Genomic DNA, 21,974 nt, shown 5'->3' with positions numbered 1-21,974 from the left:
GGTCGTCAGAGGGAGAGCTTGGGGTGCGGGCGCCGGGTGTGACCGGGCGGGGTGTGGGTACGGCCCGACGGGGTCGCCGTGGGTGCCGGAGCGGTGGCGGTGCCGGTGGCGGACGGTGCCGGGGACACGTCGGTGGCCGGGGCCGACGGGGTCGGGGAGCCGGTGGTGCCGGTGTCGGCGGCGGGCGCCGAGGCGGTGCCGTCCTCCGGCTCGGTGGACGGGGAGGCGTCGGCACCGGCGGGCGCTCCGCCGGCCGGTACGGCCGTGCCGCCCGCCTCGGCACCGACGACGGGTGCGGTCACCGTGCCGGCTCCCGGCGGGGTCGTGGTCGGGGTCGCGGAGACGCTGGGCAGCGGCGAGGTGTCCACCTTGCCGGCCGGCTTGTCCTCGTGCTGTCCCGGCACCGGCAGCCAGGGGGCGGCGGAGTTGCCGGACAGCAGGGTGGCGACGATGACGGCGGCGTAACCGGCACAGGCGACGGCGACGGCCACGCCGAGCCGGCGGAAACGGCGGCTACGACGGCCCGACTCGTCCACGAAGACCGGCCCGTCCGAGCCACGGGGGTCCCGTACGGCCGACTCCGCACCCACGGCGCCGAGTCGTACGTCGCCCAGCTCGATGGTCGCGTCCTGCGGGGTGGAAGCAGGGGCCGGGGTGGGCTCGGGAGCGGAGGAGGACGCCGGGGCTTCTGCGGTGCCGGTGGAGGTCGCGGAGAGCTCCTGCGCGGGGGGAACGGCGGGCACGCCGGGCTTGCCGGCGTCGGCGGAATGGGCAGACTCGGCACGGCTGCCGGGTTCGGCGGAATCGGCAGACTGGGCGCGCTTGCCGGCTTCGGCAGAGACGATGGGCGTGCCGGGCTCGATGGGTTCCGCGGGCTCGGCCGACTCAGCAGGCGGCTCCGATTCGGCACGCGGCTCCGATTCGGCAGACCGCTCCGACTCAGCACGCGGTTCCGATTCGGCGGACGCCTCGGATTCGACGTGCCCCTCGGACCCGGCCGACTCGGCTACGGTCTCCGCAGCCTCGGAGGCCTCACCAGTCTCGGTCTCAGTGGCACGCCCGTCATCAAGCGCAGCCGCGTCACCACCCGCACCGACACCAGACTCCGCACCCTGCACAGCCACCGCGTCCGATTTCATCTGCTCGTCGCCCCCGCCCACCGGCTCACCGCGCCCTGCGGACGCCACCACTCGCCCCTCAGGTTGGGCGTCTTCAGGACAATTTTTCACGCGCGTTCATCCCCCCACGGGACAGTTCCGGGCGCGCTCACGATTCCGGGCACCCGTCGACCGGACCAGACCCCCACCGGGTCCGAGCGCCCCCACTACAACCGTGTGTCCGGGCCAAGAATGTAACGCACGCGGAGGGGTGCCGCGCGCCGGGCCGACCCGGGCGGAGACCCGTCACCGCCTGTCACCCGCCGTTCATCACGTCCTCATCCATGGCCGGAATCCATCCGTCGACGGGTCGCCGCAGCCACCCCTCCACCCGTGCGATCTCGGCCACCGCCTTCCGCAGCGCGGTCAATCCGGGATGTACCAGTCCCTTCCGCCAGACCAGGGAGACGGGCGACAGCGGGACGGGGTCGACGAGGGGCCGTCGTACCGTGCCGGGCAGGGGCGGGAAGTCCACGACGGCCAGCACCGGATTGCGGGTCTTCGCCATGATGCGGCCGAACTCCTCGTCACCGACGGCCAGCGGGAGCGGCGGGGCGAGCCGGATGGCGCGGTCCCGGAAGAGGCGCAAGGCCAGGTCGGTCCACTCCCGGGTGCGCGGGTTCCCGGCACCGGCGTACACCGTCTCGCCGGCCAGCGCGGACAGCGGCACCCGCGCCGACTCGGCCAGCGGGTGGTCGTCGGGCAGCACGACGGCCATCGGCTCGTACCGCACCGGTTGCTGCTCCAGGGAGGAGCGGAGCGCCGGGTCCAGGCCGGCGAACCGGCCGAAGGAGACGTCCAGGCGGCCGGCGAGCAACTCGGCTGCGGCTCCGGTCAGGCCGCTCTCGTAGCGGGCCATCAGCTCGCAGTCGGGGGCGAGTTCACGGGCCCGGTGCAGTACGCGGCGGCCGGTGGCCAGGCCCGGCGAGTTGAGGTCGACCAGCAGCGGGCGGGCCTGGCCGGCGGCGAACGCGGCGAGCAGGTCGTCCTGGGCGGCGAGGACCCGGCGCGCGTGCGGCAGCAGGCGCTCGCCGTCCGGGGTCAGCGTGACCTGCCGGGTGGTCCGTACGAACAACTCGGCACCCAGCTCCCGTTCCAGCCGCCGTACGTCCCGGCTGAGCGCCTGCTGGGCGACGTACAGCCGGGCCGCCGCCCGGGTGAAGTGCAGTTCCTCGGCGACGGCGACGAAGGCCCGCAGCAGGCGGGGGTCCATGTGGGCGGCGGGGGCGGGCATGGCGGCGAATTTACAACGTGAGCGCGTGAATCGGGACGCAGAAGGTGTTGGACCCGGTGATCCACTCCGGGCGACCGTTGAGCCATGCCCCAAGAGACCGCCCAGGACGCTCAAGACGCTCAAGACAGCCGAACAGCCGGCGAGAGAGACCAAGTCGGTGGGTATCGCCGCCTGTTCCGTCTCCCCGGCGCCCGCGCCTTCACCACCGGCAACCTCCTCGCCCGCCTGCCGATGGGCATGTTCAGCGTGAGCGCGGTCGTGATGATCGCCGGTTCCCGTGGCTCGTACGCCCTCGCCGGTGCCGTCACCGCGACGGGGCTCGCGGCGACCGCGCTGGCCGGGCCCTGGCTCGCCCGGCTGGTCGACCGGCACGGGCAGGCCCGGGTCGCGCTGCCGGCCACGGTCGTGTCCGTGCTGGGCAGCCTCGCGTTGCTGCTGTGCGTCCGCTACGACGCCCCGGACTGGACCCTGTTCGCCGCCTACGCCGGCACCGCGGCCACCCCCAACATCGGCGGCCTGTCCCGCGCCCGCTGGGCCCATCTGCTGCGGGACGAGCCCGGCGCGCTGCACTCGGCGAACGCGTTCGAGCAGGCCGCGGACGAGCTGTGCTTCATGCTCGGGCCGGTGCTCGCGTCCTTCCTGACCGGCACCTTCTTCCTGGAGGCGGGCACGCTCACCGGGGCGGTGCTGCTGCTCGCCGGCGTGCTGCTCTTCCTCGCGCAGCGGGCGACCGAGCCGCCGCCGACGCCCCGTGCGCAGGGACCCTCGCCGCTGCGCAGCCCGGGTGTCCCGCCCCTGCTGGCGTGCTTCACCGCGACCGGCGCGGTGTTCGGCTCCATGGAGGTCGTCACGATCGCCTACGCCGACGCGCAGGGGCACCGCGCGGCGGCCGGTGCCGTGCTCGCGCTCCAGGCGGCGGGCTCGTGCGCGGCGGGGCTGGTGTACGGGGCGCGGAAGCCGGCCGGGGTGCGCTTCTCCTGGTGTCTGGCGGCCATGGCCGGGCTCATGACCCTGCCCTGGCTCGCGGCCGGCACCCGGTCCCTGCCGGTGCTGGCGGGTGCGCTGCTAGTGGCGGGGATGGCGACGGCACCGACCATGGTGACGGCGATGACGCTGGTGCAGCGGCGGACCCCGGCCGACCGGCTCAACGAGGGGATGAGTCTGATGGTGACGGGCCTGCTCACCGGTATCGCGTGCGGCTCGGCGACGGGCGGCTGGGCGGCGGAACACCTCTCCCCCACCACCGCGTACGCCGCACCGGTGGCCGCCGCCACCCTCGCTCTGGGGCTGGCCGCGCTCACCGGCGCCGGCCGGGTGCGGAAGCGCCCCGAAGGGGCACGGGGAACCGCGCGAACAGCCACGACGGACCCGCGGCCGGAAGCAGACCCGCACCCCCGGGGCGCCACCCCATGACAAAGGCCCCGCCGCTCGAAAGCGACGGGGCCTGTGCCCACATGGGGTCGACCCCCGGAGGGGCCTCGTGGAGATGGCGGGAATCGAACCCGCGTCCAACGGTGCGGAATCAGGGCTTCTCCGTGTGCAGTCCGCTGCGATTTTCTCGGCCCCGGAGATCACGCGGACAAGTCTCCGACGGGCTCAGTCACTGTTTGATTTCCCTCTACACCCCGTGACCGGGTCTAGAGGTTTAGTTCCCTAGCTGATGCCAGGATCCGGGTCGGGAACAGCCCCGGGCTGACACTTCGCAAGTCGCTACTTAGGCAGCGAGGGCGAAGGAATCGCGCTTGGTGTTGGCGATTATTTTTTGCGACATATGGTTTACGAGATCATTGCCGCTTCCTCGACACGCTTCCCCTGCTTCGACAGCCGCTGTCGAAACCGATCATCCCCATGTTGATTTTTCAAACCCCTCCCGGAGGAGGGTTCGCGCACCCTCTGTGGAGTGCAGTGCCATCGTACGTGACCAACGCCCGACGATGCCAGCCTATTCCCGTCGGCCCGTCGGCCGGCTAGTAGCCGCGCTGCCTGCGCTTCGCCGCCGCGATCGCCCGGTCCGCCTCCCGCCGGTCCTGCTGCTCCCGCAGCGTCTGCCGCTTGTCGTACTCCTTCTTGCCCCGCGCGAGAGCGATCTCGGCCTTCGCCCGGCCGTCCTTGAAGTAGATGGCGAGGGGCACGATGGTGTGTCCCGTCTCCTGGGACTTCGACTCCAGCTTGTCGATCTCCTCGCGGTGCAGGAGCAGCTTGCGCTTGCGGCGCGCGGAGTGGTTGGTCCAGCTGCCCTGGTGATACTCGGGGATGTGGGCGTTGTGCAGCCACGCCTCCCCCCGGTCGATCTGGACGAAGCCGTCGGTCAGCGAGGTCCGTCCCTCGCGCAGCGACTTGACCTCCGTGCCCATGAGGACGAGCCCGGCCTCGTAGGTGTCGATGATCGCGTAGTCGTGCCGGGCCTTCTTGTTCTGGGCGACGATCTTGCGCTTGCCGCCCTTCTCGCCGTCCCTGGCCTTGGCGGCCCCGCCGCCCTGCTTGGGCTGGGACTCCTTCGGTACGTACATTCCCTTGCTCATAGTGCCCACCATTTTCGCACCACACAGGGGGTGTGCGTACAGCCGATTACGCGTGGCTACGACGGGTCGCCCAGCCCGGTGAGGACCCTCTCCGCCCGTGGCAGGGCCCGCTCCGGCCCCGCCTCCAGGTCGGGGGTGATGCCCCGGCCGTCCACCGCGCGGCCGGAGGGGGTGCGGTAGTGGCCGACGGTCAGCTCGGCCACCGAGCCGTCGGGCAGCTCGGTCGGCATCTGGATCGAGCCCTTGCCGAAGGTGCGGGAGCCGATCACCACCGCGCGGCCCCGGTCCTGAAGGGCACCCGTGAGCAGTTCGGCCGCGCTCATGGTGCCGCCGTCGACGAGGACGACCAGGGGACGGGTGGTGTCGCCGCCGGAGGCGGCGTGCAGGGCGCGCTGGGCGCCGTCGACGTCGTAGGTGGCGACCAGTCCGCCGTCCAGGAAGACGGAGGCGGTGTCCACGGCCTCGGTGACCAGGCCGCCGGAGTTGCCCCGCAGGTCCAGGACGGTCCGGCCGTCGGCCGGGGCGGCGCGCAGCGCCTCGCGGACCGCTCCGGCGGAGCCCTTGGTGAACGCGGCGATCTTGAGCACGGTGACGCCGTCGGGCAGCCGGCGCACGGTCACGGAGTCGGTGGACAGCCGGGCCCGGTGCAGGGTCTCGGTCCACGCGCGCGTGCCGCGCTCCAGGCCGAGGGTGACCGTCGTACCGGCCGGGGAGTCATCGCCGTCGCCGCGCAGCGCGTCGCCGCGGAGCAGGGCGACCACCTCGGTGACCGGCCGCCCGTCGACCTTCCTGCCGTCGACGCTGCGCAACCGGTCGCCGACCCGGATCCCGGCGTCGGCGGCGGGCGAGCCGGACTGCACCCGGGTCACCTCGATCCCGCCGTCCGCCTCCTGCCCCGCCCACAGGCCGACACCCGTGTACCGGCCGTCGAGCGCGTCCTGGAACTCCTCGTACTCGCCCTCGGAGTAGACCGCGGCCCAGCGGTCCCCGCTGCGGCTGACGGCCCTCTCCGCCGCCTCCATCGGGGACTTGCCGTCGGCCATCGCCTCCGCGGCGGCCCTCTCGACGGCCTCGTGCCGGGCGGCCGGGCCCGCCGGGCCGGCGGCGGTCTTCCGTGCGGGAACGTCGGGTTCCGGGAAGGAACCGGTGGCGGCACCGGCGATCAGCACACCGGCGAAGACCAATGTCAGGGTGGCCCCGCGGCGGACGCGGCGGGGCTGACAGAACGGGTCACGGCCTGACATGGCGGCGAGTCTAGGGCAACGCGAAGGGGCCGTACGGCCCGATGACCGTACGACCCCCTTGGCATGCGTCACACCTTCAGATACTTGCGCAACGCGAAGAACGCGGCGAGCGACGGCATCAGGACACTGGTGGCGAGGATCAGCGGCAGCTTGGTCAACACCGCGTCCCAGCCGACGAAGTTGATGAGCGTGAGCTTGTGGGACAGCTCCATGCCGTGGTCGATGGTGAAGTACCGGCCGACGACGAGCGCCACGCAGGCGAGGCCGCCGCCGATGAGTCCGGCGACCGCGGCCTCCGCGATGAACGGCGCCTGGATGTAGAAGCCGGAGGCACCGACCAGACGCATGATCCCGGTTTCCCGCCGCCGGCTGAACGCCGAGACGCGCACGGTGTTGACGATCAGCAGGAGCGCGACGATCAGCATCATCGCCATCACGCCGAGCGCGCCCCGGTTCATCAGGTTCAGCAACTGGAAGAGGTTGTCCAGGATGCCCTTCTGGTCCTGCACCGACTGCACGCCGTCCCGCCCGTTGAACGCGGACGCGATCACCTGGTACTTCTGCGGGTCCTTGAGCTTGATCCGGTACGACTCCTGCATCTGGTCCGGCGTCAGCGAGCCGGCCAGCGGGGAGTTGCCGAACTGTTCCTTGTAGTGCTTGTACGCCTCGTCCTGCGACTCGTAGGTCACCTTCTCGACGACCGGCATCTTGTCCAGGTCCGCGAGGATCTGCTTCTTCTGGTCCTCGGTGACCGCGCCCTTGGCGCAGTGGACGTCGTTCTCGGCGTCGTGCTTGTTGCACAGGAAGATCGAGACGTTGACCTTGTCGTACCAGTAGCCCTTCATGGTGCTCACCTGGTCGCTCATCAGCAGCGAGCCGCCGAACAGGGCCAGGGAGAGGGCGACGGAGACGATGACGGCGAAGGTCATCGTCAGATTGCGGCGGAGACCGACACCGATCTCCGACAGGACGAACTGGGCGCGCATGGCGGGTTCTTCAGGCCTTTCCGGAACTGGGTGCTGGTGCGGTCAGTGCTGGTAGCCGTAGACGCCGCGGGCCTGGTCGCGGACGAGGCGGCCCTTCTCCAGCTCGATGACGCGCTTGCGCATCTGGTCCACGATGTTCTGGTCGTGCGTCGCCATGATGACGGTGGTGCCCGTCCGGTTGATGCGGTCGAGCAGCTTCATGATGCCGACGGAGGTCTGCGGGTCGAGGTTGCCGGTGGGCTCGTCGGCGATGAGCAGCTTCGGCCGGTTGACGAACGCGCGCGCGATGGCGACGCGCTGCTGCTCACCACCGGACAGTTCGCCGGGCCTGCGGTCCTCCTTGCCGCCGAGCCCGACGAGATCGAGCACCTGCGGCACGGACTTGCGGATCTCGCCACGGGACTTGCCGATGACCTCCTGGGCGAAGGCCACGTTCTCCGCGACCGTCTTGTTCGGCAGCAGCCGGAAGTCCTGGAAGACGGTGCCCAGCTGGCGGCGCATCTGCGGCACCTTCCAGTTGGACAGCCGTGCGAGGTCCTTGCCCAGCACGTGCACCTGACCGTGGCTGCACCGCTCCTCGCGGAGGATGAGCCGCAGGAAGGTGGACTTTCCGGAGCCGGAGGACCCCACGAGGAAGACGAACTCGCCCTTCTCCACCTCCAGGGAGACATCCCTGAGTGCGGGGCGGGTCTGCTTGGGGTAGACCTTGGAGACGTTGTCGAATCGGATCACGGATGCACCACGGGTCGCCGGGGGTAGATGAGCGTGACCATACGCGAACCGGGTGTGCAAGTGCAGTCGCGGGTTGAGGTTGGGCAAGACTTGTACGTTTTTGTACCGGCCGCTTCCCGCGCCCCCTTCCCGGAGGCCCCGCGCACGCGTCGCGGGAACCTGGCACAGTGGAAGGGAAACGAAGGACGACGGGAACGCGGGGGAACGTTCTCGTCCCCGTGAGCGTTGTGCATGTGATGGCCGGTGCAAGGAGGGCGAGCGCATGACGTACGACCGGTTGGTGTGCGCGAACTGCGCGGCGCCCGTGAGCGAGGGCCGGTGCCCGGTGTGCCGTGCCAACCGCGAGCGACTGCAGCAGGAGGGCTTCTTCGGAGGCCTGAGCGGTGTGAACCCGATGGCGCTGATCGCGCTGCTGGCGGTGCTGATCGCCGCGGTGGCACTGCTGGCGCACCAGACCGCCTGACCGAAGCGTCACAAAGGGCCCGGAGCCGAGGCTCCGGGCCCTTGCACGTGTGCCCTGCGTGACCTGGCGGTTACGGTCAGGCGGCGGCGCCGCGGCCGCTCACCAGGCGCGGCAGGATGCGGAAGCCGATGCCGCCGGCGATCATCGTCGCGGCGCCGACGAGCAGGAACGCGGTCTGGCCGGCACCGGTCTCGGCGAGCTGCTTGTCGCCGCCCTGGGCCGAGGTGTCGGAGCCGGTGTCGGTCAACGCCGAGGAGCCCTCGTCCTGCGGGACGTTGTTGTTGCCGCCGTCGGGGCCGGTGTGGTTGCCGCCGGTGGTGGAACCGCCGTCGGAGGAGCCCGACGTGCCGCTTCCGGTGGTGCCCGTCTCGCCGGTGGTGCCCGTCTCGCCGGTGGTACCGGTCGTGCCGGTGGTACCGGTGGTTCCGGTAGTGCCAGTGGTACCGCTGCTGCCACTGGTGCCGGTGGTGCCCGTGGTGCCGGTGGTGCCCGTGGTGCCTGTAGTACCGGTGGTGCCCGTAGTACCCGTGGTGCCCGTAGTACCCGTGGTGCCCGTAGTACCCGTGGTGCCCGTAGTACCCGTGGTGCCCGTAGTACCCGTGGTGCCCGTAGTACCCGTGGTGCCCGTAGTACCCGTGGTGCCCGTAGTACCGGTCTCACCCGTGGTACCCGTCGTTCCGGTTTCCCCGGTGGTGCCCGTCGTACCGGTGGTTCCGGTAGTACCCGTCTCCCCGGTGGTGCCCGTGGTACCGGTCTCCCCCGTCGTACCGGTGGTGCCCGTCTCACCGCTGGTGCCGGTGCAGATGCTGACGGGGCAAGGGTCGCCGCCACCGTCCGTGGTGCCCCCGTCGGCGCCGACACCGCTCACGCCGAGGCTGATCGGGCCCGCCTGGACATCGAGGTCCAGGGCGGAAGCCGCGCCGGCGGCCGTCAGCGACGCACCGGCCGCGATCACGGCGCCGGCGGCTATCCGCGCGACCCGGATCCGCGTCTTCTTCGTCATATGGTTGCTACCCCCAGTAGCTGTTCGTCAATGAGGCGGCGCGTGGGGCGTGCCGTGATCGACGGAGGCAGCTGGTGACGAAGTGGCGTCAACTCGATCCCCCGGTTCACATGCGCCCCAAGGTACGCATGCCGCGCCTCACCCTTCCGATTTTTCAAAGCAACGTCAAGGGCGTTGCGGGCGCAATGTCCGGTGGGTTGGCGTTTGCGGAGAGTTGAAGCCTGTGAGTGTGACGTAAAACCCAGACATACGACAACTGCCGCCTCTGGGGCGGCAGTTGTCATGTCGACAAAGTTACTTCTCCTGCTGCTTGCGCCAGCGAATCCCGGCCTCCAGGAACCCGTCGATCTCGCCGTTGAACACGGCCTCCGGGTTGCCCACCTCGTACTCGGTGCGCAGGTCCTTGACCATCTGGTACGGGTGCAGCACGTACGAACGCATCTGGTTGCCCCAGGAGTTGCCGCCGTCGCCCTTGAGGGCGTCCATCTTGGCCTGCTCCTCCTGCCGGCGCCGCTCCAGCAGCTTGGCCTGGAGGACGTTCATCGCGGTGGCCTTGTTCTGGATCTGCGACCGCTCGTTCTGGCAGGAGACGACGATGCCGGTGGGCAGGTGGGTGATGCGGACCGCGGAGTCGGTCGTGTTGACGCCCTGGCCGCCGGGGCCGGAGGACCGGTAGACGTCGATGCGCAGCTCGGACTCGTCGATCTCGACGTGGTCGGACTGCTCGACCACGGGCAGCACCTCGACACCGGCGAAGGAGGTCTGCCGGCGCCCCTGGTTGTCGAAGGGCGAGATGCGCACGAGGCGGTGCGTGCCCTGCTCGACGGAGAGGGTGCCGTAGGCGTACGGCGAGTGCACGGCGAAGGTGGTCGACTTGATGCCGGCCTCTTCCGCGTACGACGTCTCGATCAGCTCGGTCTTGTAGCCGTGCTGCTCGGCCCAGCGCAGGTACATGCGCTGGAGCTTCTCGGCGAAGTCGGCGGCGTCGACGCCACCGGCCTCCGCGCGGATGTTGACGAGCGCCTCACGGGCGTCGTACTCGCCGGACAGGAGGGTGCGGACCTCCATCTCGTCCAGCGCCTTCTTCACCGCGGCCAGCTCCGACTCGGCCTCGGCGCGGGTGTCCGGGTCGTCCTCCTCCTCGGCCATCTCGAAGAGGACCGCGAGGTCGTCGATCCGGCCGCGCAGCGCCTCCGCCTTCCTGACCTCGGCCTGGAGGTGGGAGAGCTTGCTGGTGATCTTCTGCGCCTCGTCCGGGTTGTCCCACAGGGACGGGGCCGCCGCCTGCTCCTCAAGCACGGCGATATCTGCCCTCAGCCTGTCGAGGTCCAGGACGGCCTCGATCGACTCCATGGTCGAGGAGAGGGACTTCAGCTCTTCGGATACATCGACGACTGCCACGCCATCCAGCGTAACGGCTGTGGCAAGCGACCTGGCCCGCCTCCCGGCCGGCCGAGTCGGCCGGGCGGGCGGGCAGGACTCGGGTCAGGGGGCCGACGTGCTGTGGGTGGCCGGGGCCGGCTCGTCGTCGTCCCCGCCGGAGGAGGCGAACCAGGCGCCGACGGCCACGACGGCGGCCACCACCACCCCGGCCACCCCCAGGGTCACCCGGCGCCGCCGCACAGCGGCCTTGTGGCGGGCCGAGCCCGGCCGGGGCGCACCAGTGGCCCGAGGAGCGCGGGCGGTCCCGTGCGCGCCCCCCGCCAGCTCGTCCGGTCCCGGCACCCGCATCGAGGTGTGCGTGTCGCGGTTGGAGTCCGGCTTGGCCCCGGGGACGAGGGACACCGCCCCTCGCCGCCGTACCGGCTCACCCTGCGGAGCGGACGGCGCGGACTCCTCCGCGGCCTCCTCGGAGAGGTCGGGCTCGTCCACGTCCAGCGGCGGCATCCCGGCCAGCATGGGCAGCTGCTCGCGCAGCCGCGCCGCGAGCTCCGAGGCGCGCAGCCGGGAGGCCGGGGCCTTGGCCAGGCACTGCACCAGCAGCTGCCACAGCTCCTCGGGAATGCCGGGCAGCGGTACGACGGTCTCGGTGACGTGCCGCCGCAGGACCGCGCCGGGGTGGCCGCCGCCGAAGGGCGTGAAGCCGGCCAGCAGCTCGTACAGGACCGTGGCGAGCGCGTAGATGTCCACGGCCGCCCGGGGCGGCAGGCCCTCCACGATCTCCGGGGCCAGGTAGTCCGGCGTACCGATGATCTTGGTGGCGCGGGTCCGCCGCGGCGAGTCGATCAGCTTGGCGACGCCGAAGTCGGTGAGCAGGGCGGGGTGGGAGCCGCCCGGCCCGATGGGGCCCCGCATGTCGAGCAGCACGTTCTCGGGCTTGACGTCCCGGTGGACGACCCCGGCCGCGTGGGCCGCCGCCAGCGCGTCGGCGATGTCGGCGACGATCGCCACGGCCGCCTCGGGGGCGAGCCGCCGCTCCCGCTCCAGCCGGGTGCGCAGGTCGGTGCCGCGCACGAGGTCCATGACCAGGGCCAGGTCGTTGCCGTCGACCACCAGGTCGCGCACGGTGACGATGTGCGGGTGCTCCAGGCCGAGCAGCGCCGTGCGCTCCTGCACGAAGCGTCCGACGAGCTCCTGGTCGGAGGCGAGGTCCTCGCGCAGCAGCTTGATGGCGACGGGGCCGTCCGGTCCCTCGCCCAGCCACACCGTGCCGGCGCTCCCCCGCCCCAGGATCTGGTTCGCGGTGTACCGGCTGCCGATCTTCCGTGCCAAGACTGCTCCTACAGACGCGTGTTGTCGCCAAAACTACGCGTCCGACGAGCCAACCTTCACCGCGGAGACGGAAATCACCCGGCAGATGTCGACAAATCTCCGAACCAGCGATCAGTTTCCGCTGCCGGAACCGCCCAGATCCTTGATCCAGCCGCCGACCTTGCCGATCCAGTCGCTCATCTGGTCCCAGTAGCCCTTGCCGGTGCCGATCCAGTCCTGCAGCGGGGTCAGCTCCCAGATCAGCCAGCTGGCCACGATCAGGATGACGATCGTGAACAGGCAGCCCTTCAGACAGCCCAGCCCGGGGATCTTCATCCGGTTGGCGCTGCGCTGCCGCGGCTCCCTGGGCTCCCGCGCGGGCCGTTGCGGCGCGGGCGGGGCGGGAGGCGCGTACCGCTGGGGCTGCTGCGGCGGGGCGTACTGCTGGGGCTGCTGCTGCGGGGAGCCGTACCCGGCGCCCTGCTGCCGCCCGCGCGGCTGCGGCTGCTGCGGGCGGCCCTGCGGGGCCGGGCGCGGCTGCTGCTGGGGCCGGGCCACCTGCCGCTGGGGGCGGCGGCGCAGCGGGTCCTCGTCCGGATCCAGGTACTGGATCTGCGTCTGCTCGTTGCGGTCGCGGGCGGCCCGCAGCTGGGTCTGCCAGGGATGCGGCTGCTCGCCCTGCCCCTGCTGGCCCTGCCGGCCGTACTGCCCCTGCTGGCCGTACTGCCCCTGCTGGCCCTGCGGGACGGGCGGCAGGACCGCCGTCGGGTCCGCCGCGCCCGTGTTCGGCAGTACGGCGGTGGGGTCGGCGGCGCCGGCCGGGCCGCCGGTGTGCGGCAGCACGCTGGTCGCGGCGTTCGGGTCGTACGCCCCCTGCGGCGCGTTCGTCGGCAGCACCTGCGTGGGGTCGGCGGCACCGGGCACGCCCGGGACGGCGGCCGGGGCCGGGTCGGGGGCGAGCAGCGCGCCGACACCCTCGGCGGCGGCGATCTGCGCGGCGTTCGCGTGCACCCCGACGCCCTCGGCGACGACCCGCAGCCCGCGCGCGAGGTTCTCGGCGCTCGGCCGCTCGTCCGGGTTCTTGCGCAGGCAGCGCTCTATGACCGTCCACAGCGGCTCGGGGACGGTGGAGGGGCGGCGCGGCTCGGCGCTCAGGTGCTGGTGCAGGACCTCAAGCGCGGAACCGCCGGAGAACGGCGGACGCCCGGTGACCAGCTCGTACAGCAGGATGCCGGCGCCGTAGACGTCGACGGCGGAGGTCTGCGGGCGGCCCTCGGCGGACTCCGGTGCCACGTACGCGGGCGTGCCGACGAACTCGTGGGTGCGGGTCAGGCCCGGGGAGTCGGCGAGGCGGGCGATGCCGAAGTCGGTCAGCATCGGGTGCATCTGGCCGCCGTGCTGCATGAGCAGCACGTTGGCGGGCTTCAGGTCGCGGTGGACGACGCCGTCGGCGTGGCTCGCGGCGAGCGCGTCGGCGATCTGGGCGGTCAGCAGTGCCGCGGCGACCGGGGTGAAGGGGCCGTTCTCGCGCAGGTAGCGGTGCAGGTCGGGGCCGTCGACGAGGTCCATGACCAGCGCCAGCAGATCGCCCTCGACGACCAGGTCGCGGACCCGGACGATGTTCGGGTGGGTGAGCCGGAGCAGCACGGAACGCTCGCGCAGGAAGCGCATCACGATGTCCGGGTCGCTCGCCAGCTCCTCCTTCAGGACCTTGATCGCGACCGTCTCTCCGGGCTGTCCGGGCACGGCCGCCTCGGCGCCCGCGGTCTCGCGCTGGCGGGCACGCCAGACGGTGCCTGTGGCGCCGCGTCCGAGCGGTTCCTCAAGCAGGTATTTGCTGCCGACTGGCCGCACGTCTCGCGCTCCCTGCTGGTTGCTGTTGCTTCGCTTGCCTGCGTTCCGGTGTTCCGACCCACTGTAGGCCGTGCTCCACGGCACCACGTACGCGTTCCGGAGCACGTTCGCGGGCTCGACGGGAAGACGCGCGTCCCGGTCCGCCGGTTGCCGGGGAGGGACGTGACCGATCTCAACTGATCACCGATGACGTATTGGTCAGGCATTTTTGGGGGCAGAGCCGACCAATCAAGATCACTTCTGCCCGGGTCACGGGCGCGTTGTCGGTGGCAGGTGCGAGGATGCGTGCAGCAGCTCCCTGGGATGCCTTCAGTGGCTGCTGGCCGACGTGCTCGTGTGGGGGTGGGGGGAAGTCCGCGCCCGCGCAGATCCGCGCAGAAGGGACCGCTGACGCCGATGCAGATCCGGCTGACCGTCGTAGACCCGCTCGGCCCGTCCCCGCAGCGGGGCCGCGCCGCGAGCCGCGACGTGCTGGTCACGGCTCCCGCGGGCACGGAGCTGGCCGCGGTGGCGTCGGCGCTGGCCGGGGCGGTCACCGGAGAGGGCGGCACGGGGCGGGAGGCCGGCGGCGCGTCCGTGGTGCTGTACGCGGGCACCGAGCGGCTCGATCCGCGCCGCAGCACGCTGGGCGAGCCTCCCCTGGTCGACGGCGCCGTGCTGTCCCTGGGCGCCCCGGCGGCACCCGAGCCGCATCCCGAGCTGGACGACGCGCCGACCCAGCTGCACGTGGTCGCCGGCCCCGACGCGGGCGGGGTCCATCTGCTGCACGGCGGCCGGATCACGGTCGGCCGCTCCGCCGACGCCGACGTCCCGCTGGACGACCCCGACGTCTCCCGTCTGCACTGCGTGGTCACCGTCGGCGCGGACGGCCGGGTCTCGGTCGCCGACCTCGGCTCCACGAACGGCACGTCCCTCGACGGCGTACGGGTGACGGAGCGCCCGGTACGGGTCCCTGCCGGGGCTCTGCTGCGGATCGGCGAGTCCGCCCTGCGGGTTACTCCGTCCGGGGGACCCGGGATGCGGGTGCGGACGGTGGCCGACGGCGAGGGCTGCGTGCGGGTCGCCGTGGGCGGGGAGCGGGGGTCTTCGTCGGACGCGGCTCCGGTGGGGGCCGGTTCCGCCGGCCCGGGTGCGGGGCGGTCGCCGTCGGCGGGTGCGGGTGAGCGGTGGCACGGCGCGGGGCCGGCTGCCGCGTCCGGTGCGGGTGGCTCCGGGGACGGGCGGTCTCCTGCGGCGGGTGCGGGGTGGGCCGGCGGGCCGGAAACGGCTTCCGGCACGGGCATCACGCGTCCCGCTGAGGGGAGTGGGCCCGGCCCCGGCGGTGGGTACGGCGGGGCAGGGGCCGCGGCGGGGGGTGCGGGGTACTCCCCCGACTCCGGGGCGCCTCACGTCAGTGGGCGGGCCGGTGAGTGGGGGTCCTCCGGCGGTGCTCAGCATGCCTACGACCCCCATGGCTCCGCCGGCTGGGACGCGGGGGCCCAGGAGCACCGGCGTGGGCCGTCGCCCGTGGTGCCGGGGCAGGCCGGCGCGCCGAGCGTGGAGAGCCCTGCCGGTGGCTCCGCCGGTGCGCCGGGCGCGGCGTCCGGTGCGGACACGCACGCGGGCCGCTTCGGTGTCGCCGGGACCGGTGACGAGGACGCGCGGGCGCGCGGGCGCAAGGGGACTCCGCTCAGGGGCACCGACCTCCCGCCGGGCGTCCGGCGGCGCGGGCTCGGCGCCTGGGCGCGTCGGCTGGCCGGCGGACGCGGGGAGCAGCCGGCCGGTCCGGAGGAGTACGACGGCACGGCCGCCCCCGCCGGCGGCGCCCCGGCGGCCGATGTGTCACAGCAGCCCGAGACCTGGCCGGACCCGGCCGCCCTGCTGCTCACCGCGCTAGGCCCCGGGCCCCGGCTGTGGGAGCGCGGGCCGGAACATCCCGAGGCGCTGACCGTACGGCTCGGCACGGCCGACCGGACCACGCCGGACGGCTCGGGCCTGCTGCCGGCGGTGCCGGTGACGGCCGCGCTGCGGGAGGCGGGCGCGCTGGGCCTGGCCGGTCCGCGCCCCCGGCTGTCCGGGCTGGCCCGCGCGGTGCTGGCCCAGCTCGCCGCGCTGCACTCCCCCGACCTGCTGGAGATCGTGCTGATCAGCGCGGACCACTCACGGCCGGTGGCGGACCGTACGGCCGAGTGGGCCTGGCTGGGCTGGCTCCCGCACGTCCGGCCGGGCCACGGCCAGGACTGCCGGCTGCTGCTGGCCTACGACCGTGAACAGGCGGCGGCCCGCACGGAGGAACTGCTGCGCCGGGTGGAGGACCACGCGGCGACGGGCCGCACGACGGCCCACCCCACGCCCGGGCGCGACGCAACTCCCACGGCGGGGGCGACGAGCACCCAGGGGCCGGCCGCGACCTCCGGCGCCCCGAGCGTCCCGGGCCCGGCCGGCACCGACGCCCGCCACGGACCGGACGCCTCCCACGGGACCTACGCCGGCACCTACGGGACATATGGGACCTACGGTGGCCCGGGACACGCGGTGCGCCCCACCGACCCCGGCGCGCCCGCCCCGGCCGCCGCCCCCTCTCCCACCGAGCCCCCCGCCCGCCGCCCCTCCTGGGCCAGGGAAGCCCCCGGTGCCGGTGGCGGCTTCGGGGGACCGTTCACCGTTGTCGTCGTCGACGGGGACCCGGGCGGGGCCGCGCTGCGGGACGCGCTCGCGCGGCTGGCGGTGGCCGGGCCCCGGGCCGGGGTCCACGTGGTGTGTCTCGCCGAGACCCCGGCCGCGTCGCCCGCCTCCCCGGTGACGGAGACGTACGAGGCCGCCTGCGCGGTGACGCCGACGTTCCGGCACTGCGGTGCCGTGGCGCTGCTCGGCGGAGACGTCGCCGCCACGCTGCGGCTGACGCGGGTCGCGCCGGGCGGTCCCGTCGGCCCCGGTTCGCCCGCCACCGTCGACGCCGTCTCCGCCGCCTGGGCGGAGCGGTTCGCGCGGGCACTCGCACCGCTGCGCCCGGACGGCCCCTCCGGCGAGCACCACGCGCGCGTGGCCACGCCGCTGCCCCGGTCGGCCCGGCTGCTGGACGAGTTGGGGCTGGCCCGGGCCACCCCGGCGTCACTGATGGCCCGCTGGGCCGACGCGGCCGACGACACCCGGTCGCTGGGCGGCCGGGCCCGCGCGGTGCTGGGTGCCGGGCCGCGCGGCCCGGTCACCGTCGACCTCGTGGCCGACGGGCCGCATCTGCTGATCGAGGGGCCGGCCGGGAGTGGCCGTACCGAGCTGCTGCGGGCCGTGGTCGCCTCGCTGGCCGCCGCCGAGCGGCCGGACCGGCTGGCCATGGTCCTGCTCGACGGCCGGGACGGGGTCGGCGCGGGCGCCGGCCGCGGTGAGGGCCTGCGCGTGTGCACGGACATACCGCATGTGACCACGCACCTCATCGCCAACGACCCCGTGCGGATGCGGGAGTTCGCGCAGTCGCTGGCCGCCGAGCTCAAGCGCCGGGCGGAGCTGCTGGGCCGGACCGACTTCGCCCAGTGGCACGCCGGACAGGAGGTCTCCGGCCGGCTGGTCGCGCAGCGCACGCCCCACCCCGGTGCCGCGCCCTCCTCCGGTGACATCGAGACGCCCCCCAGTTCCACCCTCCGGCTGCGGCCGGGCGCAGCCGCCCGGCAGCGGGCCGCGGCCGTCTCGCCGTTGCCCCGGCTGGTGGTGGTCGTGGACGACCTGGACGCACTGGTCTCCCCGGCGCTCGGCTCGCCGGGCCGGCCCGCCGCCGGTTCGGTGATACGGGCGCTGGAGGCGGTGGCCCGGGAGGGCGAGCGGCTCGGTGTCCAGCTGGTGGCGGCGGCCGGGACCGGCGGCCGTACGGCGGAGTCCGAGCCGGCGCGCCGGGCCGCGCTGCGGGTCACGCTGGACGCCCCGCAGCCGGGACCGGACCAGCCGGCGCCGGGCCGGGGCACGCTGGTGTACGCGGACGGGCGGGCCACCGGTTTCCAGGGCGGCCGGGTGACGGGCCGTATCCCGCGGACCGCGACCCAGCGGCCCACGGTCGTCCCGCTGGACTGGGAGCGCATGGGCGACCCGCCGGCCCGCCGGCCCGTGCGGGAGCTGGGCAACGGCCCGACCGACCTGGCGCTGCTGGCGAGCGCGGTGGAGCGGGCGGCCCGTGAGGTCGCGGCGGCGGAGGTGCCCTCCCTTCTCTGACGGACCCCCGTCACCCCTCCAGGCGAACCCGGTCCCTTCACCGGCAGCCGCCCGGTCGCTACACCGGCGAACCCGCCCGGCCCCCGCGCCGTCGGAAATCCGCGGGCATGCGGCCCTGGTCACGAGCCGGTCACGATGAGCCGGTGGACACCGCAGGCGCTCTTGCCCACCCGTCGCGGCCCGGCGTACACCGGACCGCACGGGACAGAGTTCTGACGTTCAACAGCGTTCAACGGAGAACGACGAACGGGGAAGTGATGCACAGCAAGAGCAGCACGTTCCGGACACACAGGGCCGTCACCACACTCGCCGCACTGCTCACGGGAGCGCTCGCGCTCTCCGCCTGCTCCGGCAGTGACGACGACAAGAAGGACAACGGGGACAAGAGCAGCGGGGCCGCCGCCGGCTCCACCGTCACGTTGCCGAAGCTGAACGGCGCCCATCTGGAGGTGGCCGCCGTCTGGACCGGCGGGGAGCAGGCCAACTTCAAGAAGGTCCTCGCCGAGTTCGAGAAGCGGACCGGTGCCAAGGTCACCTTCGTGCCCGCGCAGGACCCGATCATCAACTTCCTCGGTTCGAAGATCGCGGGTGGCCAGCCGCCGGACGTGGCGCTGCTGCCGCAGCCCGGCGCCATCAAGCAGGCCGTCGACAAGGGCTGGGCCAAGCCGCTCGGCGCCGAGGCGCAGCAGGAGCTGGCGAAGAACTACTCGCAGGGCTGGCAGGACATCGGCAAGGTCGGCGGCAAGCAGTACGGCGTGTACTACAAGGCCGCCAACAAGTCGCTGATCTGGTACAACGCCAAGGCCTTCGAGAACGCCGGCGCCCAGGAGCCGAAGACCTGGAAGGACCTGCTGACCGCCACGCGGGCCGTGTACGACTCGGGTGTCACCCCGTTCTCGGTGGCCGGCGCGGACGGCTGGCCGCTGACGGACTGGTTCGAGAACGTGTACCTGTCGCAGGCGGGGCCGGAGAAGTACGACCAGCTCGCCCAGCACAAGATCAAGTGGACCGATCCGTCGGTGAAGCAGGCGCTGACCACCCTCGCCGAGCTCTGGGGCAAGAAGGACTACCTGGCCGGTGGCCAGAAGGGCGCGCTCCAGACGGAGTTCCCGCAGTCGGTCACCCAGACCTTCACCGGCGGCGACCAGCCGAAGTCCGCGATGGTCTACGAGGGCGACTTCGTGCAGGTGAACATCGGGGAGACCAAGGCGAAGGTGGGCACGGACGCGAAGGTGTTCCCGTTCCCGGCGGTCGGGCAGTCGGCGCCGGTGGTCTCCGGCGGTGACGCGGCGGTGATCCTGAAGGACTCCAAGGCGGCACAGGCCCTCGCCACCTTTCTCGCCTCCCCGGACGCGGCCACGATCCAGGCGAAGCTCGGCGGGTACCTCTCGCCGAACAAGAACGTGCCGATCTCCGCGTACCCGAACCCGGTGCAGCAGAAGATCGCCAAGGCGCTGATCGCGTCCGGTGACGACTTCCGCTTCGACATGTCCGACCAGGCCCCGCAGGCCTTCGGCGGCACGCCCGGCAAGGGCGAGTGGAAGGACCTCCAGGACTTCCTGAAGAACCCCGCGGACGTCGCGGGCGCCCAGGCGAAGCTGGAGAAGGACGCGGCGGCGGCGTACGGGAACGGGGGCTGATCCGGTCATGGCGTCGGCAGCGGCGGCCGGGGCCCCACCGGGCCCCGCCGCGCCCCGCAGTCGCAAGAGCGTGACCGGCACCCGCAGGACCGTGGCGGTGCTGTTCCTGCTGCCCGCGCTGGTGCTGCTGGGCGCGCTCGTGGTCTACCCGATCGGGTACTCGCTCGTCCGCAGTTTCTACAACGCCTCCGGTGACGGCTTCGCCGGCTTCGACAACTACGAGGCCCTCTTCACCGACGACGGCATCCGCACCGCGCTGAAGAACAACGTCCTGTGGGTGGTGTTCGCGCCGACGGTCTCCACCGCGCTCGGTCTGGTCTTCGCGGTGCTGACCGAACGGGTGCGCTGGGGAACGGCGTTCAAGCTGGTCGTCTTCATGCCGATGGCGATCTCGATGCTGGCCGCCGGGATCATCTTCCGGCTGGTGTACGACCAGGACCCGGACAAGGGCGTCGCGAACGCGGTGTGGGTCGGCGTGCACGACACGTTCGCGCAGTCGTCGGCGTTCCCGAAGGCGCACCCGGGCCGCGAGTCGCCGCTCGTGGCCCAGGGCGGGGGCTTCGTCACCAGGGCCGCCGTGCGCGCCGGGCAGCCGGTCGCCCTGCCGCTCGTCGGTGTCGCCCCGGACCAGTTGCCGGACGACGCGAAGAAGGCCGCCGCCGCGCGGCCGGAACCGGGGAAGGTCACCGGTACCACCTGGCAGGACTTCACCCGCGGCAAGGGCGTCGGGAAGCTCGGCGCGCCCGACCCGTCCGAGGTGGGCTATGCCGGGATGCGGATCGAGGCGGTGAAGGACGGCAAGGTGGTCGCCTCGACGAAGGCGTCCGGCGACGGTACCTTCGCCCTGCCCGCGGCGGCCGACGGGGCCCTGCTCCGGCTGCCGGCGAGCAACTTCAGGGAGCCGTACAACGGGGTCGACTGGCTCGGCCCGTCGCTGGTCACCCCGGCGATCATCGGATCGTACGTGTGGATGTGGGCGGGCTTCGCGATGGTGCTGATCGCGGCCGGGCTCGCGGGCGTGCCCCGGGAGCTGCTGGAGGCGGCACGGGTGGACGGCGCCACCGAGTGGCAGGTGTTCCGCAAGGTCACCGTGCCCTTGCTGGCACCGGTGCTGGCGGTCGTCGTCGTCACGCTGATGATCAACGTGCTGAAGGTGTTCGACCTGGTGTTCATCATCGCGCCGGGCTCCTCCCAGGACGATGCGAACGTGCTGGCGCTGGAGCTGTACCGCAAGGGCTTCGCGGAGGGCCGGCCGGGCATCGCGAGCGCGATCTCGGTGTTCCTGCTGCTGCTGGTGATCCCGGTGATGCTGTTCAACATTCGTCGGCTCAGGCGGGAGGTGCGGCGATGACGGCGACCGCCGGAAGCATCGGGAAGGCCGACCCGGTGGGGACGGTGAAGGCCAGGCGGTCGGTCGCGTCCCGGATCACGGAGCGGCTGAGCGGCGGACTGGTCCGGGTGGTCCTGATCCTGGTGGGCCTGTTCTGGCTGGTGCCGACCATCGGCCTGCTCGTCTCCTCGCTGCGCACCCCGCAGGACATGAGCGCGAGCGGCTGGTGGACGGTGTTCACCGAGCCGTCCCAGCTCACCGTGGACAGTTACCAGAAGCTGCTGGAGAACTCCGACATCACCGACTCCCTGGTGAACACGGTGCTGATCACGGTTCCGGCGACCGTCCTGGTCGTGGTGGTCGGGGCGCTGGCCGGGTACGCGTTCGCGTGGATGGAGTTCCCGGGCCGGGACTGGTGGTTCCTGGGCGTGGTGAGCCTGCTGGTGGTGCCCGTGCAGGTGGCGCTGATCCCGATCGCCGAACTCTTCGGCAAGATCGGGCTGTTCGGGACGATCCTCGGGGTGATCCTGTTCCACACCGGCTTCGGTCTGCCGTTCGCGGTGTTCCTGCTGCGGAACTTCTTCGCGGAGATACCGCGCGAACTGCTGGAGGCGGCCCGGCTGGACGGCGCCGGTGAACTCCGGCTGTTCGCACGGGTGGTGATGCCGCTCGGCGGGCCGGCCATCGCGAGCCTCGGCATCTTCCAGTTCCTGTGGGTGTGGAACGACATGCTGGTGGCGCTGGTGTTCACCAAGTCGGGCACCCAGCCGATCACGGTGGCGTTGCAGACGCAGGTACGGCAGTTCGGCAACAACATCGACGTGCTGGCGCCCGGCGCGTTCATCTCCATGGTGATCCCGCTGGCCGTGTTCTTCGCGTTCCAGCGGCAGTTCGTGTCCGGGGTGATGGCGGGCGCGGTCAAGTAGCGGCGGAGGAGGA

At 72.6% G+C, this 21,974-nt stretch carries 16 protein-coding genes and 1 other RNA gene; 6 read left to right on the top strand and 11 right to left on the bottom strand.

Annotated elements, in window-relative coordinates; all coding sequences use genetic code 11:
* Positions 1-5 precede the first annotated feature (5 nt).
* On the bottom strand, positions 6-743 hold the full coding sequence (locus C3492_RS02715; RefSeq protein ID WP_258055456.1) for a hypothetical protein: 738 nt from the start codon (positions 741-743) through the stop codon (positions 6-8).
* 670 nt (positions 744-1,413) lie between these two features.
* Entirely contained in the window at positions 1,414-2,391 is a 978-nt protein-coding gene (locus C3492_RS02710; protein ID WP_103810088.1) for a LysR family transcriptional regulator, read from the bottom strand.
* Between the two features lie 84 nt (positions 2,392-2,475).
* Between C3492_RS02710 and C3492_RS02705 the strand changes: the two genes are divergently transcribed.
* Positions 2,476-3,804, top strand: a complete 1,329-nt coding sequence (locus tag C3492_RS02705) for an MFS transporter (RefSeq protein ID WP_258055455.1) — start codon at positions 2,476-2,478, stop codon at positions 3,802-3,804.
* Between the two features lie 65 nt (positions 3,805-3,869).
* Here C3492_RS02705 and ssrA read toward each other — a convergent pair.
* The 5 genes from ssrA to ftsE all read right to left on the bottom strand — a co-directional run bounded on the left by ssrA (position 3,870) and on the right by ftsE (position 7,875).
* Positions 3,870-4,239: a transfer-messenger RNA gene (gene ssrA / locus C3492_RS02700) on the bottom strand.
* A 119-nt stretch (positions 4,240-4,358) separates the two neighbouring features.
* The gene (smpB, locus tag C3492_RS02695; protein ID WP_103810087.1) at positions 4,359-4,901 is read right to left on the bottom strand and encodes an SsrA-binding protein SmpB; all 543 of its coding nucleotides are present in this window, start codon (positions 4,899-4,901) and stop codon (positions 4,359-4,361) included.
* 68 nt (positions 4,902-4,969) lie between these two features.
* Positions 4,970-6,157, bottom strand: a complete 1,188-nt coding sequence (locus C3492_RS02690) for a S41 family peptidase (protein ID WP_181140165.1) — start codon at positions 6,155-6,157, stop codon at positions 4,970-4,972.
* A 68-nt stretch (positions 6,158-6,225) separates the two neighbouring features.
* Complete coding sequence (gene ftsX, locus C3492_RS02685) at positions 6,226-7,143, bottom strand: permease-like cell division protein FtsX (RefSeq protein ID WP_103810085.1); 918 nt, start codon at positions 7,141-7,143, stop codon at positions 6,226-6,228.
* 42 nt (positions 7,144-7,185) lie between these two features.
* On the bottom strand, positions 7,186-7,875 hold the full coding sequence (gene ftsE, locus C3492_RS02680) for a cell division ATP-binding protein FtsE (RefSeq protein ID WP_030610589.1): 690 nt from the start codon (positions 7,873-7,875) through the stop codon (positions 7,186-7,188).
* 262 nt (positions 7,876-8,137) lie between these two features.
* Between ftsE and C3492_RS02675 the strand changes: the two genes are divergently transcribed.
* A complete protein-coding gene (locus C3492_RS02675) occupies positions 8,138-8,338 on the top strand; it encodes a hypothetical protein (RefSeq protein ID WP_103810084.1) in 201 nt (66 codons plus the stop codon).
* Positions 8,339-8,414: 76 nt separating this feature from the next.
* Here the strand turns inward: C3492_RS02675 and C3492_RS02670 are convergent, their stop codons facing one another.
* The 4 genes from C3492_RS02670 to C3492_RS02655 all read right to left on the bottom strand — a co-directional run bounded on the left by C3492_RS02670 (position 8,415) and on the right by C3492_RS02655 (position 13,886).
* Entirely contained in the window at positions 8,415-9,341 is a 927-nt protein-coding gene (locus tag C3492_RS02670; protein WP_103810083.1) for a hypothetical protein, read from the bottom strand.
* 294 nt (positions 9,342-9,635) lie between these two features.
* Positions 9,636-10,742: a peptide chain release factor 2 gene (gene prfB, locus C3492_RS02665; RefSeq protein WP_103810082.1), complete on the bottom strand. Its 1,107-nt coding sequence runs from the start codon at positions 10,740-10,742 to the stop codon at positions 9,636-9,638.
* A gap of 84 nt (positions 10,743-10,826) precedes the next feature.
* The gene (locus C3492_RS02660; protein ID WP_103810081.1) at positions 10,827-12,053 is read right to left on the bottom strand and encodes a serine/threonine-protein kinase; all 1,227 of its coding nucleotides are present in this window, start codon (positions 12,051-12,053) and stop codon (positions 10,827-10,829) included.
* A gap of 111 nt (positions 12,054-12,164) precedes the next feature.
* Entirely contained in the window at positions 12,165-13,886 is a 1,722-nt protein-coding gene (locus tag C3492_RS02655) for a serine/threonine-protein kinase (RefSeq protein ID WP_103810080.1), read from the bottom strand.
* A 396-nt stretch (positions 13,887-14,282) separates the two neighbouring features.
* On the opposite strand from C3492_RS02655, the gene C3492_RS02645 reads away from it, so the two are divergent.
* From C3492_RS02645 to C3492_RS02630, 4 genes are all read left to right on the top strand, one after another.
* Positions 14,283-18,065 carry an FHA domain-containing protein gene (locus tag C3492_RS02645; RefSeq protein ID WP_103810078.1) on the top strand — a complete coding sequence of 1,261 codons (3,783 nt, stop codon included), beginning with the start codon at positions 14,283-14,285 and terminating at the stop codon, positions 18,063-18,065.
* Positions 18,066-18,322: 257 nt separating this feature from the next.
* Positions 18,323-19,705, top strand: coding sequence for an ABC transporter substrate-binding protein (locus tag C3492_RS02640; protein ID WP_103810077.1), 1,383 nt, complete (start codon positions 18,323-18,325; stop codon positions 19,703-19,705).
* 70 nt (positions 19,706-19,775) lie between these two features.
* Positions 19,776-21,056, top strand: a complete 1,281-nt coding sequence (locus C3492_RS02635; protein WP_103810076.1) for a carbohydrate ABC transporter permease — start codon at positions 19,776-19,778, stop codon at positions 21,054-21,056.
* Entirely contained in the window at positions 21,053-21,961 is a 909-nt protein-coding gene (locus C3492_RS02630; protein ID WP_103810075.1) for a carbohydrate ABC transporter permease, read from the top strand. The genes C3492_RS02635 and C3492_RS02630 overlap by 4 nt, the downstream gene beginning before the upstream one ends.
* The last annotated feature ends 13 nt before the right edge of the window (positions 21,962-21,974 follow it).

It is taken from the genome of Streptomyces sp. Ru62 (assembly GCF_002920615.1).
GTDB lineage: Bacteria > Actinomycetota > Actinomycetes > Streptomycetales > Streptomycetaceae > Streptomyces.
This window is presented reverse-complemented; position numbering and strand designations above follow the sequence as displayed.

Coding starts and splice junctions, on each gene's coding strand:
- C3492_RS02640 (WP_103810077.1), top strand. CDS start 18,323: ATGCACAGCAAGAGCAGCACGTTCCGGACACACAGGGCCGTCACCACA.
- C3492_RS02690 (WP_181140165.1), bottom strand. CDS start 6,157: ATGTCAGGCCGTGACCCGTTCTGTCAGCCCCGCCGCGTCCGCCGCGGG.
- ftsX (WP_103810085.1), bottom strand. CDS start 7,143: ATGCGCGCCCAGTTCGTCCTGTCGGAGATCGGTGTCGGTCTCCGCCGC.
- C3492_RS02670 (WP_103810083.1), bottom strand. CDS start 9,341: ATGACGAAGAAGACGCGGATCCGGGTCGCGCGGATAGCCGCCGGCGCC.
- C3492_RS02710 (WP_103810088.1), bottom strand. CDS start 2,391: ATGCCCGCCCCCGCCGCCCACATGGACCCCCGCCTGCTGCGGGCCTTC.
- smpB (WP_103810087.1), bottom strand. CDS start 4,901: ATGTACGTACCGAAGGAGTCCCAGCCCAAGCAGGGCGGCGGGGCCGCC.
- C3492_RS02705 (WP_258055455.1), top strand. CDS start 2,476: ATGCCCCAAGAGACCGCCCAGGACGCTCAAGACGCTCAAGACAGCCGA.
- C3492_RS02630 (WP_103810075.1), top strand. CDS start 21,053: ATGACGGCGACCGCCGGAAGCATCGGGAAGGCCGACCCGGTGGGGACG.
- C3492_RS02675 (WP_103810084.1), top strand. CDS start 8,138: ATGACGTACGACCGGTTGGTGTGCGCGAACTGCGCGGCGCCCGTGAGC.
- C3492_RS02645 (WP_103810078.1), top strand. CDS start 14,283: ATGCAGATCCGGCTGACCGTCGTAGACCCGCTCGGCCCGTCCCCGCAG.